This window comes from Streptomyces sp. NPDC014889 (assembly GCF_043081205.1).
In the GTDB taxonomy this organism is placed as follows: Bacteria; Actinomycetota; Actinomycetes; order Streptomycetales; family Streptomycetaceae; genus Streptomyces.
Map to the genome: position 1 here is coordinate 637130 of NZ_JBIBWH010000001.1, position 15820 is coordinate 652949.

Here is a 15820-nt window from a genome sequence, read left to right on the forward strand (position 1 = left end):
GGTTCTGCCGGCTGGTGGGCCGGACCGTGGGTGGGCGGTCGGACGCCGAACCCCGCGCGGCGTTCGCGCGCCCGTGTCGCCGGGCGCGGTCACGTCCAGCGGGATGCGTCCGTGCCCCAGGGAACCGGTGGGCGGGGCCAGGCCGTCGGGGCGGCGGTGAAGTCGACGGCTGGGCGGGCGTGGCGCAGATGGCCGAGTCGGCTGGTCGTTTCGTCCAGCCAGGGCACGGGGCTGTCGTAGGCCGAGCCCTGCACGGTGTCCGTCGTACGGGTCGGCCCGGTACCGGGCCCGGTCAGCCAGGATGCCGTGCGGGCCAGGGCCAGTCGTACGACCCGGGTGCCGCCCACCCGCGTCTGCTCGGTCAGGGCGCGCAGCACCGCCGCCGCCAGCAGATAGCCCGTGCCGTGGTCCAGGGCCTGCGCGGGCAGGGTGCCGGGCCGCTCGGGCGACCCCTCGACCGCGGCGATGCCGGTGGCGGCCTGGACGAGGCTGTCGAAGCCCCGGCGTCCGCCCCACGGCCCGTACCGGCCCCACGCCGACAGTTGTGCCACGACCAGTCCGGGCCGCCGCTCGGCCAGCGCCTCGGGGGAGAGCCCGAACCGGTCCAGGGCGCCCGGCCGGTACGCGGTGACCACGACGTCCGCCTCGGCGAGCAGTTCCTCGAACACCGCCCGGTCGACCGCGAGGTCCAGCGCCGCCGACCGCTTTCCGAAACCGGTGTCCGCGTGCAGGCCGGCCTCTTCGGGACGGTCCGGCGCGTCCAGGCGCAGCACGTCCGCGCCCAGCAGGGCGAGCGTGCGGGTGGCGATGGGACCTGCGAGCACCCGGGTCAGGTCCAGGACGCGCAGCCCGGCGGCCGGCAGCAGGGGAGCGCCCGCGACGGGCGGCAGTACGCGCGCGTGTGCCTCGTCCAGCCGCTCCCGCTCGACCAGCGGCCGGGCGGCCACCGCGGCAGCCTGCTCGTGGGCGGCCCATTCCTCGGGGGTGCGCAGTGCGACGGCGAGGCCTCCGGCCGCGTACACGGCCTCCTCGACCTCCCGCGCGGACCGCTCGGCGAGCGCGGACGCGACCCGGTCCACGTCGCCCGGCGCGTCCAGCGCCCGGAGCAACCGCTCCCGGTGGTGCGGGTAGTTGGCGTGCGTGCGCACCCAGCCGTCCGCCGTCCGCCAGAACCGCGACAGCGGCGCGAAGGAGACGGGAGCCCTGCCGTCCACCCGCAGATGCCGTTCACTGAGGAACGCCGTGGCGACGGCCCCGTCGTCCCCCCGAACCGCCGGCACCGCGGCGAGCCCCGCCCGCTGTGCGCCGAGTTCGGCGGCGGCCAGGGCGCAGGCACACACGCACGTGCGTGCCAGTTCCCGTACGGGAAGGCGCGCCGGGAGCGCGCCTTCCCGCTGCACGGTGGTGACCCGCGACAGGAGGGCGGGATCGCCGCCCAGCGCGGACCACGCGTAGGTGATGTCAGTCATGACCGCACTATGCGGCACCGGCCGACATCCGCCGTGTCTACTTGGTCACGGCGTTGAGGGCGTTGACCATGCCCTCGCCGTAGAAGGCGTTCTTGCCCTTGCCGCCCACGCACACGGCGTCGATCTTGCCGTCACCGTTGATGTCGTACGGGGTGGTGCACTCCATCTTGTCGGCACCCTGGGCCAGCAGCGCCTTCACCTGGTTCGGCCTGGCGTCCGGGTGGGTCGACTTGATGAGCGCGGCGACGGCGGCGGCGTGCGGCGACGCCATCGAGGTGCCGGCCATGTAGCCGTACTGGCCGCCCGGCAGGGTGCCGAGGATCCGGCCGTCGACGGCGGGGGCGGCGGGCGTCTGGTAGCGGGTCGAGTCGCCGCCCGGCGCGGTGACGTTGATGACGCCCTGGCCGTAGTTGGAGAACGACGACTTGATGCCCTTGGCGCCGACGGAGGAGACCACGACGGTGCCCGGCAGGTCGGCCGGGATGTCGAGGCACTTCTTCGGGTCGATCACCCGGTCGCCGGGGGTGGAGTCGTTCGGGCTGCCCGGGTCGAGGATGGTCTTCCCGGCCAGGTCCCAGTTGTCGTTGCCGGCGGCCGCGACGTTGACCGTGCCCTTGCCCTCGGCGTACTTCGTGGCCCGCGAAACGGCCTCGACCAGAGCCTTCTGGTCGGGGTCGTCGGTGCAGTTGAAGTTCCACGGGTCGGTGTAGTAGCTGTTGTTGGTGACGTCCACGCCGTGCTCGGCGGCCCAGATGAAGCCGCACACCACGGCCTCGGTGTAGAACCAGCCCTGCGGCGTCGACACCTTGATGCCGGACACCTTCACACCCGGGGCGACACCGACCATGCCGATGCCGTTCTTCGCGGCGGCGATCTCACCGGCGACGTGCGTGCCGTGCGCGCTCTCCCCCTTGTTCGGCCGCCAGGCGCCGTCGGCCGTGTTCGGCTTGCCCGACACGCAGTTCACCGAGGCCGCCCGGTTGAAGTTGGCGGCGAGGTCGGGGTGAGTGTCGTCCACACCGGTGTCGATGACGCCGACCGTGACCTTGGAGCTGCCCAGGGTGACCTCGTGGGCCTTGTCCGCCTTGATCATCGGCAGGTCCCACTGGAGGCCCTGCAGCGGCTCCTGGCCGGTGGCGGACGCCTCGGTCGCCGCCGCCAGCTCCGCGCCGGTGAGCACCTCCGGCGCCCACATCTCGGTGGTGGACTGCGGGGACAGCGGAGCGGTCCGGGTGGCGCCGGCCGACTCGACCCCCTTGTCCTTGCGTATCTCCTTGGCGAAGTCGGCGTTCGACGAGTGGACGACGATGACACCGATCTGGTCGTACGCGATGACGACCGAGCCGCCGGCCTTGCCGATCGCCGTCTGAACGGCCGCGGAGCTGTGGCCGGGACGGACGTTGACGACGTAGCTCAGCGCGTCGCCTTCGGCGGCGGCGGAGATGCTCGCGGCGGCCGCCTGCGGACCGGCCTCGGTGGCGGAGGCCACGTTCGGCAGGAAGGCGAGAGCGGAGGCGACGGCCATCCCGAGCGGGATGGTGACGGTACGCCGGTTGAGGCGAACGCTCATGTGAACTCCAGTGTTTCGAACCATTGCGGTGCGGCATGCCCGAGGCATGCGAGACGTGGGGGGCGTTTGTGGAAGTGACGGGCCGTGCCGGTCACTTGATCGCGCGGAGCGCGTTGACGAGGCCGAAGCCGTAGAACCCGTTGCGGTTCTTGTTGCCCTTGCAGAACGAGTCGACGACGCCGTTGCCGTCCGGGTCGTAGGGCTCGACCGGGCACCCCGGGTTGTCCGCCTGGGCCCTGAGAAGGGCCAGCAACTGGGCGGGCGTGGCGTTCGGGTGGGCCGACTTCAGCAGCGCGGCGACACCGGCGACGTGGGGGGCGGCCATCGACGTGCCCTGGAGGTAGCCGTACTGGCCCTCCGGCAGGGTCGACAGGATGCGGCCGTTGCCCGACGGGGTGTCCGGGATCTGGTACTTGTCGCCGCCCGGTCCCGCGACGTCGATGACGCCGTCGCCGTAGTTGGAGTAGTACGACTTGAGGGTCTGCACGCCGGTGGCGGCGACCGTCACCACACCCGGCAGCTGCGCCGGCACGTCGAGGCACTTCCTGGGGTCGATCGTGCGGTCGACCGGGGTCGTGTCGTTCGGGCTGGATGTGTCGAGGATCGACCTGGCGGCCAGGTCGTGGTTGGAGTTGCCCGCGGAGGCCACGCTCAGGGTGCCCTTGCGCTGCGCGTACAGCTGGGCCCGGCCGACCGCGTCCAGGACGGCCTTCTGGTCGGCGTCGTCCTTGCAGTTGTACAGCCACGGGTCCACGTAGTAGCTGTTGTTGGTGATCTGCACGCCGTGGTCGGCGGCGAACACGAAGGCGCAGACCACGCTCTCCGGGTAGAACGTCTCGGTGTCCGGCTCGGCCACCCGTATCCCGGAGACCTTCACACCCGGCGCGACGCCCGCGACGCCCGTCCCGTTGCGGGCGGCGGCTATCTCGCCCGCGACATGCGTGCCGTGGTAGTGGTCGGGGCTCGCGGGCCGCCAGGCGCCCGGCGAGGTGTCCGCCTTGCCGCCGACACAACTGGCCGACTGCTTGGCGGAGAAGTTCGGCGCCAGGTTCGGGTGGGTGTCGTCGACGCCGGTGTCGATCACGGCGACGGTGACCTTCGGGCTGCCCGGGTTGATCGCGGCGGCCTTGTCGGCGCCGATGGCGCGCAGGTCCCACTGCTCGGCCTCGAGGGGCTCCTGGGCGACCGGGCCCTTCGGGTGCTTCGACGGCTCGGCGGACTTCTTCAGCCGCGCGACCTCGGCCGCGGAGAGGTACTCCACCGCCCCCTCGTCCGTGGTCTCCGACGCGCGTAGAGGCGCGGTGCGGGTGGCGCCCGCGGAGTCGACCCCGTGGGCCCCGCGGATGGTCCGGCCGAAGTCCGGGTTCGCGGAGCGGACCACGATGACGCCGATCCTGTCGTACGTCGTCACGATGGTGCCGCCGGCCGCGGTGATGGACCGCTGCACCTGGGCGAGCGTGTGGCGGTCCGTCCCGGTGTTGACGACGTAGGCCATGACCGGCGCGTCCTTCGCCTGCGCCGCCGAGGCCGCGCGAGGTGCCGCCGACGCCGCCGAGGGCAGGAAGCCGAGCGACGCGGTCAGCGACAGCGCGACCGGCGCAGCAAGGGCGAGGCGGCGTCTGGAACGCAGATGAGCCATGGGGTCCCCACATCATCCGGGTACAGACCGGCAAGGGCCGCAGGTGGGCGGCCCCGCAGGTACATGACGGGTGGTGCAGGGTGAAGCTATCTTGCCGCCTCCCCCACCAGCAATGACTTGGCAATGACTTGTTCAGACCGGTTGCGAAACAACCAACGGGATCTGAACCGGTCACCGCGTGGCGCCGTGGACCTTGGGCGGGGAACCGAAGCACGATCGGGCCCCCGTCCCAACCGCATCCGACACGCGAGGAGACCGAAGTGGCCACCGAGACACCGCCACCCTCGAAGAACCAGGCCCCACTCCCGACCACCGAGGAGTTCGTCGCGGTGCGGGACAGCGCGGAGTTCGAGGAACTGCGCCGCTCCTACCGATCCTTCGCCTTCCCGCTGACGGTCGCCTTCATCGCCTGGTACCTGCTGTACGTGCTGCTCTCCAACTACGCCGGCGGCTTCATGGGCACCGAGCTGTTCGGGAACATCAACGTCGCCCTCGTCCTGGGCCTCGCCCAGTTCCTCACCACGTTCCTCATCGCCTGGTGGTACGCGCGGCACGCCGCCGCCAATCTCGACCCCAAGGCCGAGGCCATCAAGTCCCGGATGGAGGGCACCGAATGAGCCCCGCGACCGCACCCGCGCTGACCCTCGCGGCCGGTGAGGCGAGCCAGCACCGGACGCTGATCATCACCCTGTTCGCGGTGTTCGTCGTCGCGACCCTCGTCATCACCGTCTGGGCCGGCCGGCAGACCAAGGACGCCGCCGACTTCTACGCCGGCGGACGGCAGTTCACCGGCTTCCAGAACGGCCTCGCCGTCTCCGGCGACTACATGTCCGCCGCGTCCTTCCTGGGCATCGCCGGCGCCATCGCGCTGTTCGGCTACGACGGCTTCCTGTACTCCATCGGCTTCCTCGTCGCCTGGCTGGTCGCCCTGCTCCTGGTCGCCGAACCACTGCGCAACTCCGGCCGGTACACCATGGGCGACGTACTGGCCTACCGGATGCGCCAGCGCCCGGTCCGCACCGCGGCCGGCACCTCCACCATCGTCGTGTCGATCTTCTACCTGCTGGCCCAGATGGCCGGCGCCGGCGTCCTGGTCTCCCTGCTGCTCGGCATCACCAGCGACGGAGGCAAGATCGCCATTGTCGCGCTGGTCGGCGTGCTGATGATCGTCTACGTCACCATCGGCGGCATGAAGGGCACCACCTGGGTGCAGATGGTCAAGGCCGTCCTGCTCATCGCGGGTGCCGTGCTGCTCACCTTCCTGGTCATGCTGAAGTTCAACTTCAACATCTCCGACCTGCTCGGCAAGGCCGCCACCAACAGCGGCAAGGGCACCGCGTTCCTGGAGCCCGGACTGAAGTACGGCGCCACGGGCACCACCAAGCTCGACTTCCTCTCGCTCGGCATCGCCCTGGTCCTCGGCACCGCCGGTCTGCCGCACATCCTGATCCGCTTCTACACCGTCCCCACCGCCAAGGCCGCCCGCAAGTCCGTCATCTGGGCGATCGGCCTGATCGGCGCCTTCTACCTGATGACCCTCGCGCTCGGCTTCGGCGCCGCCGCGCTCATCAAGCCCGACGAGATCATCGCCTCCAACAAGGCGGGCAACACCGCGGCGCCACTGCTCGCCCTGCACCTCGGCGGCGTCGACTCCAACTGGGGCGCCATCCTGCTCGCCTCCATCTCCGCCGTCGCCTTCGCCACGATCCTCGCCGTCGTCGCGGGCCTCACCCTGGCCTCGTCCTCCTCCTTCGCCCACGACATCTACGCCAACGTCATCAAGAAGGGCACCGCCACAGACAAGCAGGAGGTGAACGCGGCCCGCTGGGCGACCGTCGGCATCGGCGCGGTCTCGATCGTCCTGGGCGCCCTCGCCCGCGACCTGAACGTCGCGGGACTGGTCGCCCTCGCCTTCGCCGTCGCCGCCTCCGCCAACCTGCCCACGATCCTCTACAGCCTGTTCTGGAAGCGGTTCACCACCTCCGGCGCCCTGTGGTCGATCTACGGCGGCCTGGTCAGCGCGGTCGGCCTGGTGCTGTTCTCGCCGGTGGTGTCGGGCAAGCCCACGTCGATGTTCCCCGACGTCGACTTCCACTGGTTCCCGCTGGAGAACCCCGGCCTCATCTCGATCCCCATCGGCTTCCTGCTCGGCGTCGTGGGCACCCTCCTGTCCAAGGAGACCCCGGACGACGCCAAGTACGCCGAACTGGAGGTGCGCTCCATGACGGGCACCGGAGCGCACTGAGCGTCCACCCGTCCAAGGCGGCCGCGTCGCGGGGATCGTAGGTCCCTACGACGCGGCCGTGCCGTATCTCGTGACTTTCCGGCGCTGTCGTTGTCGGTGGCGTCACGTAGGCTCGCAGATGACAGGAATTCCGAGTGGTACGCCACATGGACCGAGACGAGGGAGGGGGCCACATGCTCATCGACACCTACGGCCGGGTGGCCACCGACCTGAGGGTCTCGCTGACCGACCGGTGCAACCTGCGCTGCTCGTACTGCATGCCGGAAGAGGGCCTGCAGTGGCTGGCCAAGCCGACCCTGCTCTCCGACGACGAGATCGTCCGCCTGATCGACATCGCCGTCACCTCCCTCGGCATCACGGAGGTCCGCTTCACCGGCGGCGAACCCCTGCTGCGCCCCGGCCTGGCCGGCATCGTCGAGCGGGTCGCGGCCCTCGAACCCCGGCCCCGGATGTCCCTCACCACCAACGGCATCGGACTCAAGCGCACCGCGACCGCACTGAGGGACGCAGGCCTCGACCGGGTCAACGTCTCCCTCGACACCTTGCGCCCGGACGTCTTCAAGGCGCTCACCCGCCGGGACCGGCACCACGACGTCATCGAGGGCCTCGAAGCCGCCCACGCGGCCGGCCTGACCCCGGTGAAGGTCAACACCGTCCTGATGCGCGACCTGAACGCGGACGAGGCCCCGGACCTGCTGGCCTGGGCCGTGGAGCACGACTACGAGCTCCGCTTCATCGAGCAGATGCCCCTGGACGCCCAGCACGGCTGGAAGCGCGAGGGCATGGTGACCGCGGCCGAGATCCTGACCTCGCTGCGCACCCGCTTCGAGCTGACCCCCGAGGGCGCCGAGCAGCGCGGCTCGGCCCCGGCCGAACGCTGGATCGTCGACGGCGGCCCGCACCGCGTCGGCGTGATCGCCTCTGTCACCCGCCCGTTCTGCGCGGCCTGCGACCGCACCCGGCTCACGGCCGACGGCCAGGTCCGCACCTGCCTGTTCGCCACCGAGGAGACCGACCTGCGCGCCGCCCTGCGCTCCGGTGCCCGTGACGAGGAGATCGCCCGCATCTGGCGGGTCGCGATGTGGGGCAAGAAGGCGGGAGCGGGCCTGGACGACCCGTCGTTCGTCCAGCCGGACCGGCCGATGTCGGCGATCGGCGGTTAGGCGCCGCCGTCCCGGGCCTCCCACTCGCCGAAGGGGACCACGTCCTTCAGGAAGCCGCGCACACCGAGGAACTGCGAGAGGTGCTCCCGGTGCTCCTCGCACGCCAGCCACGTCTTGCGGCGCTCCGGTGTGTGGATCTTCGGGTTGTTCCAGGCCAGGACCCACACGGCGGCGGCACGGCAGCCCTTGGCGGAGCAGATCGGGGTTTCGTCAGTCACGGGTTCGTCTCACAGCCATGGCACACAAGGCGACGCCGAGCAGCCACGGGGGGAGCTGCCCGGCGTCGGTCTGTCGCTCCGACGGGGGATGCGGAGCGCGTAGGAAGTATGTCACGGGTAGCCCATGGCCCGGCACCGGAACAACATGATTGATCTGAGCTTTTCCTGAGCTTCCCGGGAGGCGCCGTCCGGCCGCCGCGACGGGCCGGTTCAAGCGCTGTCACGCGGCTCGCGCGCGGCCCCGGCGGCGGTGTCGCCCGCGGTGTCCTCCGGGGCGGACCGCGCGAAACCGTCGTCGGTGCCCGACGGCGTGATCATCGGCTTCAGCGGCATGGTGACGAACGTCGACGGCAGCTTGGGCGCGCCCTCCCGCCCCGCGTTCGCGATCACCACGGCGATGTAGGGCAGCACCGCCCCGAGCACCAGCGCCACGATCGCCACGTACCGCTCGACGTTCCACAGCGCCACCGCGAGGATCACCGACGCCGTACGGATCGACATCGAGATGACGTACCGGCGCTGCCGGCCGCGAACGTCCTCCTGGAGGCCCGTCCGGGCTCCCGTGATCCGGAACACCTGGGCGTTGCCCTCGCCGTGCTCTTTCCGCATCACCCGTCCACCAATCGCCCGTATCGGACAACTCCCCGGCCCGTGTCCGGCCCGTGTCCGGTCCGTGACCGGTCGGGACAACGGCCCGCACCTAGTCCACGTTACGCCGCGTACCCGGCGCCTACGAGGGCGGGGCCGCCGTTCTGCCTGCGCGAACGGCCCCCACCCCGCGCCCCGGAGCGTTCCGGCGGCCGCACCCGACGTGCGACCCGGCGAAGCCGACCCGACACTGGGCGTAATGCTCACGTCGAGCCGGACGAGGAGGCAGCCATGGGCTGGTTGTGGGCGATCATCGTGGGATTCGTGCTGGGGCTGATCGCGAAGGCGGTCATCCCGGGCAAGCAGCACAGCCCGCTCTGGCTCACCACGATCTTCGGCATGCTCGGCGCGATCGTCGGCAACGCGGTCGCCCGCGCGGTCGGGGTCGCCTCGACCCGGGGCATCGACTGGAGCCGGCACTTCTTCCAGCTCGTGGCCGCGATCATCATCGTCTTCGTCGGCGACATGGCGTACATGGCGCTGCGGGGCAACAAGAAACGGGAGGACGCCCAGCGGGCATAGCGCGGGCGCACGGGCCGCCCCTTCGGCCCTATGGAGGGCCGAAGGGGCGGCCCACCGGAAGTATCCGGACGGACCGCCCCTTCACGCCCGGCTCACGCCCGGCTTGCGTCCGGCCTCAGCCGCGCGTGACCTCGACCGCCGCCAGGTTCTTCTTGCCCCGGCGCAGCACCAGCCAGCGGCCGTGCAGCAGGTCGTCCTCGGCGGGGACCGCGTCCTCGGCGGTGACCTTGACGTTGTTCACGTAGGCGCCGCCCTCCTTCACCGTGCGGCGCGCGGCCGACTTGCTGGGCACCAGGCCGACCTCGGCGAACAGGTCGACCACCTGGCCGAGCTCGGCGACCTCGGCGCGCGGCACCTCCGACAGCGCCGCGGTCAGGGTCCGCTCGTCGAGCCCGGTCAGCTCGCCCTGCCCGAACAGCGCCTTGGACGCGGCGATCACGGCGGCCGTCTGCTCGGCGCCGTGCACCAGCGTCGTCAGCTCCTCGGCCAGCGCGCGCTGCGCGGCCCGGGCCTGCGGACGCTCCTCGGTCTGCCGCTCCAGCTCCTCCAGCTCCTCGCGGGACTTGAAGGACAGGATGCGCAGGTAGCGGGAGATGTCCCGGTCGTCCACGTTCAGCCAGAACTGGTAGAACGCGTACGGCGTCGTCATCTCCGCGTCGAGCCAGACCGCGCCGCCCTCGGTCTTGCCGAACTTGGTGCCGTCCGCCTTGGTCATCAGCGGCGTCGCGAGCGCGTGCACCGCCGCGTCCGGCTCCAGGCGGTGGATCAGGTCTAGGCCGGCCGTGAGGTTGCCCCACTGGTCGCTTCCGCCCTGCTGGAGCGTGCAGCCGTGCCTCCGGTAGAGCTGGAGGAAGTCCATGCCCTGGAGGATCTGGTAGCTGAACTCGGTGTAGCTGATGCCCTGGTCCGACTCCAGACGGCGGGCGACGGAGTCCTTCGTCAGCATCTTGTTGACCCGGAAGTGCTTGCCGATGTCCCGCAGGAACTCGATCGCGGACAGTCCCTGCGTCCAGTCGAGGTTGTTCACCATCACGGCGGCGTTCTCGCCCTCGAAGGACAGGAACGGCTCGATCTGGCCGCGCAGCCGGTCCACCCAGCCGGCCACCGTCTCCGGGTCGTTCAGCGTGCGCTCGGCGGTCGGGCGGGGGTCGCCGATCAGCCCGGTGGCGCCGCCGACCAGCGCCAGCGGCCGGTGCCCGGCCTGCTGGAGCCGGCGCACGGTGAGCACCTGCACCAGATGCCCCACGTGCAGCGACGGCGCCGTCGGGTCGAAGCCGCAATAGAACGTGACGGGACCGTCCGCGAGCGCCTTGCGCAAGGCGTCCTCGTCGGTGGACAGGGCGAACAGCCCACGCCACTTCAGCTCGTCGACGATGTCCGTCACGTTCTCGTGTCTCCTAGATGCGGCTCGGTGCGAGCTCGGTGCTCTTCGGGCAGTCGGGTGACAGCCGACTACGAGGTTATACGCCCTGACTGACAGAGCTCATGTTGAATTCCGGGACGCGCAGCGCCGGCATCGCGGCCCGGGTGAAGTAGTCGCTCCACTCCCTGGGCAGCGTCTTCTCGGTCCGGCCGGCCTCCGTCGCCCTGCCCAGCACGTCCACCGGCGACTCGTTGAACCGGAAGTTGTTGACCTCGCCGGTGACCTCGCCGTTCTCCACGAGGTACACGCCGTCCCGGGTCAGGCCCGTGAGCAGCAGCGTGGCGGGGTCCACCTCGCGGATGTACCACAGACAGGTGAGCAGCAGCCCGCGCTCGGTGCCGGCGACCATCTCCTGAAGCGAGCGGTCGGTGCCGCCGTCGAGGACGAGGTTGCCGGCCGACGGGGCGAGCGGCAGACCGGTCAGGCCCGCGCTGTGCCGGGTGGTCAGCAGATTCCGCAGCTCGCCGCCGCCGATCCACTCGGTGGCGGCGACGGGCAGCCCGTTGTCGAACACCGACCGGTCGTCCCCGGAGGAGTGCGCGACCACGAACGGCGCGCACTCGAGGCCGGGCTCGCCCGGATCGCTGCGCAGCGTCAGCGGAAGCTCGGTCAGCTTCTCGCCGACGCGGGTTCCGCCGCCCGGCTTGGAGAACACCGTGCGCCCCTCGGCGGCGTCCCGGCCCGAGGACGACCAGATCTGGTAGATCAGCAGATCGGCGACCGCCGTCGGCGGCAGCAGCGTCTCGTACCGCCCTGCGGGCAGCTCGATCCGGCGCTCCGCCCAGCCGAGCCGTACGGCGAGCTCCGCGTCCAGCGCCGCCGGGTCGACGTCCTTGAAGTCCCGCGTGGACCGCCCGGCCCACGCCGAGCGGGTGCGGTCCGGGGACTTGGCGTTCAGCTCCAGCGTCCCGGACGGCTGGTCGTGGCGCAGCCGCAGGCCCGTCGACGTGCCCAGGTAGGTCGACACCATCTCGTGGTTGGCGAAGCCGTACAGCTCGCGGCCGCCGGCACGCGCGCGTGCGAACGACTCGCCGAGCGCCGGCGCGAAGTCCGCGAACACCGCGGAGGAGGTCTCGGCCGGCGCGTCCTTGAAGCCGGGGGACTGCGGTACGTCCGCGACCAGCGGCTGGGCGTCCTCGGCGGGCCCCGCCCCGCGCGCGGCGGCCTCCGCTGCCCGCACCAGCGGCTCCAGCTCGTCCTCGGTCACGGCGGCCCTCGACACCACACCGGACGCGGTGCCTTCGCGGCCGTCGACGGTCGCGATCACGGTGAGGGTGCGGCCGCGCGTGACGCCGTTCGTGGTCAGCGCGTTGCCCGCCCAGCGCAGATTGGCGGTGGACTGCTCGTCGGCGATCACGACGCACCCGTCGGCCCGCGACAGTGCGAGAGCACGCTCGACGACCTCGTGCGGCTTGCTGGTACGCGGGCTCATCGACCGGCCTCCTGCGTGGTGTTCAGAATGTTGACGCCCTTGAAGAGGGCCGACGGGCAGCCGTGGGAGACCGCCGCGATCTGGCCCGGTTGTGCCTTGCCGCAGTTGAACGCGCCGCCCAGCACGTACGTCTGCGGTCCGCCCACGGCCGCCATGGAGCCCCAGAACTGGGGCGTGATGCCCTGGTAGGCGAAGTCCCGTACCTGGCCGTCGAGGCGGCCGTTGCGGATCCGGTACGCCCGCTGGCCGGTGAACTGGAAGTTGTAGCGCTGCATGTCGATCGACCAGGACCGGTCCCCGACGACGTAGATCCCGCGGTCGACGCTGCCGATGAGGTCCTTGGTGGAGAGCCCGGCCGGGTCGGGCTGGAGCGACACGTTCGCCATGCGCTGCACGGGCACATGGCCGGGGGAGTCGGCGAAGGCGCACCCGTTGGACCGCTCGAACCGGGTCAGCCTGGCGATCCTGCGGTCCAGTTGGTAGCCGACCAGCGTGCCGTCCTTCACCAGGTCCCAGGACTGCGCCTCGACGCCCTCGTCGTCGTAGCCGATGGTGGCGAGTCCGTGCTCGGCGGTGCGGTCGCCGGTGACGTTCATCAGCTCGGAGCCGTACGTCAGCTTGCCCAGTTGGTCGAACGTGGCGAAGGAGGTGCCCGCGTAGGCGGCCTCGTAGCCGAGGGCCCGGTCCAGCTCGGTGGCGTGGCCGATGGACTCGTGGATGGTCAGCCACAGGTTGGAGGGATCGACGACCAGGTCGTAGACGCCCGCCTCGACGCTCGGCGCGCGCATCTTCTCCGCGAGCAGCCCGGGAATCCGCTCCAGCTCGCCCTCCCAGTCCCAGCCGGTGCCGGTGAGGTACTCCCAGCCGCGCCCGACGGGCGGGGCGAGGGTGCGCATCGAGTCGAACTCTCCGCTGGAGTCGTCCACGGACACGGCGGTCAGCTGCGGGTGCAGCCGCACCCGCTGCTGCGTGGTCACGGTGCCGGAGGTGTCGGCGTAGAACTTGTTCTCGTGCACGGTCAGCAGCGAGGCGTCGACGTGGTCGACCCCGTCGGCGGCGAGCAGCCGCGCGCTCCACTCGGCGAGCAGCGCGGACTTCTCCTCGTCGGGCACGGAGAAGGGGTCGATCCCGTAGGAGGAGACCCAGGTCTTCTCGGCGTGCACCGGCTCGTCCGCGAGCTCAACACGCTCGTCGGACCCGGCGGCCCTGATGACCTGCGCCGACAGCTTCGCCATCGCCACCGCCTGCGAGGCCACCTTGGCGGCCGCGTCCGGCGTCAGGTCGACCCCGGAGGCGAACCCCCAGGTCCCGCCGTGCACGACGCGCACCGCGTACCCGAGGTCGGTGGTGTCCGACGAACCGGCGAGCCGGGCGTCCCTGAGCCGCCAGGACGCACCGCGCACCCGCTCGAACCGGAAGTCCGCGTGCTCGGCCCCCAGCGAACGCGCGCGGGCCAGCGCGGCGTCGGCGAGGGGGCGTAGGGGCAGGGCGAGAAACGACTGATCGACTTCATGGGGCACGGGTGGGCTTCCCTTCGAGGTGCTCTCCTGTGATGGCCGTCGCGGGCAGTGAATCACGTCCCGTGCGCCCTGTTCCCCCGAGTAAGCGCCGCGGGGAGGGCTGGACCTTTCGGCGCACGTCCCGGCACCGTGGACTGACCAGGGTGTTCCGACTGTAGGAACCCGACAGGAGCCGGGGAGAGCCACTGTCGGTGCCCGATTGCCCGGTGGCGTGGCCGGACCGATAGGTTTTCGGTGAAGCCGCCTGTCATCGAGGTGTTCGGGCGGGTTGTCGGAATGCTTCAGACCGCTATCGAAAGGGTGATCCGTTGAGCCGCTCGGTTCTCGTCACCGGAGGCAACCGGGGCATCGGCCTCGCCATCGCCCGCGCGTTCGCCGAGGCCGGCGACAAGGTCGCCATCACCTACCGTTCGGGGGAGCCGCCGGCCGCCCTCAAGGAACTGGGCTGCCTCGCCGTCAGGTGCGACATCACCGACCCCGAGCAGGTGGAGCAGGCCTACAAGGAGGTCGAGGCCGAGCACGGCCCCGTCGAGGTCCTCGTCGCCAACGCCGGCGTCACCCGGGACCAGCTCCTGATGCGCATGTCCGAGGAAGACTTCAGCGCGGTCCTCGAGACCAACCTCACCGGCACCTTCCGTGTCGTGAAGCGGGCCAACCGCGGCATGCTGCGCGCCAAGAAGGGCCGTGTCGTCCTCATCTCCTCGGTGGTCGGGCTGCTCGGTTCGGCGGGGCAGGCCAACTACGCCGCCTCCAAGGCCGGCCTGGTCGGCTTCGCGCGGTCCCTCGCCCGTGAGCTGGGCTCGCGCAACATCACCTTCAACGTCGTCGCCCCCGGTTTCGTCGACACGGACATGACCCGGGCGCTCTCCGACGAGCAGCGCGAGAACATCATGGGGCAGGTGCCGCTCGGCCGGTACGCGCAGCCCGAGGAGATCGCCGCGGCGGTGCGGTTCCTCGCCTCCGACGACGCCTCGTACATCACTGGAGCCGTCATCCCCGTTGACGGCGGACTGGGAATGGGTCACTGATCACCATGAGCGGAATTCTCGAGGGCAAGCGCGTCCTGATCACCGGTGTGCTGACGGAGTCCTCCATCGCCTTCCACGCGGCCAAGCTGGCCCAGGAGCAGGGCGCGGAGATCATCCTCACCGCCTTCCCGCGGCCCACGCTGACCGAGCGCATCGCCAAGAAGCTGCCGAAGCCCACCAAGGTCATCGAGCTCGACGTCACCAACGACGAGCACCTGAGCCGCCTGGCCGACGTCGTCGGCGAGGAACTCGGCGGCCTCGACGGCGTCGTCCACTCCATCGGCTTCGCCCCGCAGGACGCGCTCGGCGGCAACTTCCTCAACACGCCGTTCGAGTCGGTCTCCACCGCCATGCACGTCTCGGCGTTCTCCCTGAAGTCGCTGACCATGGCCTGCCTGCCGCTGATGCAGAACGGCGGCTCGGTCGTCGGCCTCACCTTCGACGCCCAGTACGCCTGGCCGCAGTACGACTGGATGGGCCCGGCCAAGGCCGCCCTTGAGGCGACCAGCCGCTACATGGCGCGCGACCTGGGCAAGCAGAACATCCGCTGCAACCTCGTCTCCGCCGGCCCGCTCGGCTCCATGGCCGCCAAGTCCATCCCGGGCTTCAGCGAGCTGGCCTCGGTGTGGGACACCCGCGCCCCGCTGGAGTGGGACCTGAAGGACCCCGAGCCGGCCGGCCGCGGCATTGTGGCGCTGCTGAGCGACTGGTTCCCGAAGACCACCGGCGAGATCGTCCACGTCGACGGCGGTCTGCACGCCATCGGCGCCTGACGCTGCCGCTGAGCCTCAGCGACGTGTGAGGGCCCGCACCCCCGAGGGGTGCGGGCCCTCGCCTGTTCCCTCGGCGGTTGCCGAGGCCGGGCGGCCCGCGGCCGGGATCACCCGGTCGGGGCACTCGGCCGGGCAGGCGGCGTGTCGGGTGTGCACGCTGGGAGTCCGCC

The 15820-nt window shown here is 71.2% G+C and carries 14 protein-coding genes; 6 read left to right on the plus strand and 8 right to left on the minus strand.

What is annotated here, in order from left to right:
- Window positions 1–89: 89 nt before the first annotated feature.
- From ACF09J_RS02900 to ACF09J_RS02910, 3 genes are all read right to left on the minus strand, one after another.
- Window positions 90–1469 (minus strand): CoA transferase, encoded by a 1380-nt coding sequence (locus ACF09J_RS02900; RefSeq protein ID WP_392303583.1) that lies wholly within the window; start codon window positions 1467–1469, stop codon window positions 90–92.
- 37 nt (window positions 1470–1506) lie between these two features.
- A complete protein-coding gene (locus ACF09J_RS02905) occupies window positions 1507–3039 on the minus strand; it encodes a S8 family serine peptidase (protein ID WP_392303584.1) in 1533 nt (510 codons plus the stop codon).
- Window positions 3040–3130: 91 nt separating this feature from the next.
- On the minus strand, window positions 3131–4678 hold the full coding sequence (locus tag ACF09J_RS02910) for a S8 family serine peptidase (RefSeq protein WP_392303585.1): 1548 nt from the start codon (window positions 4676–4678) through the stop codon (window positions 3131–3133).
- 260 nt (window positions 4679–4938) lie between these two features.
- Between ACF09J_RS02910 and ACF09J_RS02915 the strand changes: the two genes are divergently transcribed.
- From ACF09J_RS02915 to moaA, 3 genes are all read left to right on the plus strand, one after another.
- Window positions 4939–5295, plus strand: a complete 357-nt coding sequence (locus ACF09J_RS02915; protein WP_392303586.1) for a DUF485 domain-containing protein — start codon at window positions 4939–4941, stop codon at window positions 5293–5295.
- Window positions 5292–6923, plus strand: a complete 1632-nt coding sequence (locus ACF09J_RS02920) for a cation acetate symporter (RefSeq protein ID WP_392303587.1) — start codon at window positions 5292–5294, stop codon at window positions 6921–6923. Before ACF09J_RS02915 ends, ACF09J_RS02920 begins: the two co-directional genes overlap by 4 nt.
- A 173-nt stretch (window positions 6924–7096) precedes the next feature.
- Window positions 7097–8086: a GTP 3',8-cyclase MoaA gene (gene moaA / locus ACF09J_RS02925; protein ID WP_392303588.1), complete on the plus strand. Its 990-nt coding sequence runs from the start codon at window positions 7097–7099 to the stop codon at window positions 8084–8086.
- On the opposite strand, the gene ACF09J_RS02930 is transcribed toward moaA, so the two are convergent.
- Together ACF09J_RS02930 and ACF09J_RS02935 are read right to left on the minus strand one after the other, a co-directional pair.
- Window positions 8083–8304: a hypothetical protein gene (locus tag ACF09J_RS02930; RefSeq protein ID WP_392303589.1), complete on the minus strand. Its 222-nt coding sequence runs from the start codon at window positions 8302–8304 to the stop codon at window positions 8083–8085. The two genes, moaA and ACF09J_RS02930, sit on opposite strands and share 4 nt — an antisense overlap.
- A 210-nt stretch (window positions 8305–8514) precedes the next feature.
- Complete coding sequence (locus ACF09J_RS02935; RefSeq protein ID WP_392303590.1) at window positions 8515–8913, minus strand: DUF3099 domain-containing protein; 399 nt, start codon at window positions 8911–8913, stop codon at window positions 8515–8517.
- A 270-nt stretch (window positions 8914–9183) separates the two neighbouring features.
- On the opposite strand from ACF09J_RS02935, the gene ACF09J_RS02940 reads away from it, so the two are divergent.
- Entirely contained in the window at window positions 9184–9474 is a 291-nt protein-coding gene (locus ACF09J_RS02940) for a GlsB/YeaQ/YmgE family stress response membrane protein (RefSeq protein ID WP_392303591.1), read from the plus strand.
- A 115-nt stretch (window positions 9475–9589) separates the two neighbouring features.
- Here ACF09J_RS02940 and tyrS read toward each other — a convergent pair whose 3' ends face one another.
- The 3 genes from tyrS to ACF09J_RS02955 all read right to left on the minus strand — a co-directional run bounded on the left by tyrS (window position 9590) and on the right by ACF09J_RS02955 (window position 13849).
- The gene (gene tyrS / locus ACF09J_RS02945) at window positions 9590–10858 is read right to left on the minus strand and encodes a tyrosine--tRNA ligase (RefSeq protein WP_392303592.1); all 1269 of its coding nucleotides are present in this window, start codon (window positions 10856–10858) and stop codon (window positions 9590–9592) included.
- 76 nt (window positions 10859–10934) lie between these two features.
- The gene (locus ACF09J_RS02950; RefSeq protein WP_392303593.1) at window positions 10935–12329 is read right to left on the minus strand and encodes a metallopeptidase TldD-related protein; all 1395 of its coding nucleotides are present in this window, start codon (window positions 12327–12329) and stop codon (window positions 10935–10937) included.
- The gene (locus ACF09J_RS02955) at window positions 12326–13849 is read right to left on the minus strand and encodes a TldD/PmbA family protein (protein ID WP_392303594.1); all 1524 of its coding nucleotides are present in this window, start codon (window positions 13847–13849) and stop codon (window positions 12326–12328) included. Before ACF09J_RS02955 ends, ACF09J_RS02950 begins: the two co-directional genes overlap by 4 nt.
- 308 nt (window positions 13850–14157) lie before the next feature.
- Between ACF09J_RS02955 and fabG the strand changes: the two genes are divergently transcribed.
- Together fabG and fabI are read left to right on the plus strand one after the other, a co-directional pair.
- A complete protein-coding gene (gene fabG, locus ACF09J_RS02960) occupies window positions 14158–14877 on the plus strand; it encodes a 3-oxoacyl-[acyl-carrier-protein] reductase (RefSeq protein ID WP_392303595.1) in 720 nt (239 codons plus the stop codon).
- Window positions 14878–14882: 5 nt separating this feature from the next.
- On the plus strand, window positions 14883–15650 hold the full coding sequence (gene fabI / locus ACF09J_RS02965) for an enoyl-ACP reductase FabI (RefSeq protein WP_392303596.1): 768 nt from the start codon (window positions 14883–14885) through the stop codon (window positions 15648–15650).
- Window positions 15651–15820 lie beyond the last annotated feature (170 nt).

Excerpts from the sequence above, each read along its gene's own strand:
- ACF09J_RS02900 (WP_392303583.1), bottom strand. The coding sequence starts at position 1,469 with ATGACTGACATCACCTACGCGTGGTCCGCGCTGGGCGGCGATCCCGCC.
- ACF09J_RS02905 (WP_392303584.1), bottom strand. The coding sequence starts at position 3,039 with ATGAGCGTTCGCCTCAACCGGCGTACCGTCACCATCCCGCTCGGGATG.
- ACF09J_RS02910 (WP_392303585.1), bottom strand. The coding sequence starts at position 4,678 with ATGGCTCATCTGCGTTCCAGACGCCGCCTCGCCCTTGCTGCGCCGGTC.
- ACF09J_RS02920 (WP_392303587.1), top strand. The coding sequence starts at position 5,292 with ATGAGCCCCGCGACCGCACCCGCGCTGACCCTCGCGGCCGGTGAGGCG.
- moaA (WP_392303588.1), top strand. The coding sequence starts at position 7,097 with ATGCTCATCGACACCTACGGCCGGGTGGCCACCGACCTGAGGGTCTCG.
- ACF09J_RS02935 (WP_392303590.1), bottom strand. The coding sequence starts at position 8,913 with ATGCGGAAAGAGCACGGCGAGGGCAACGCCCAGGTGTTCCGGATCACG.
- ACF09J_RS02940 (WP_392303591.1), top strand. The coding sequence starts at position 9,184 with ATGGGCTGGTTGTGGGCGATCATCGTGGGATTCGTGCTGGGGCTGATC.
- ACF09J_RS02950 (WP_392303593.1), bottom strand. The coding sequence starts at position 12,329 with ATGAGCCCGCGTACCAGCAAGCCGCACGAGGTCGTCGAGCGTGCTCTC.
- fabI (WP_392303596.1), top strand. The coding sequence starts at position 14,883 with ATGAGCGGAATTCTCGAGGGCAAGCGCGTCCTGATCACCGGTGTGCTG.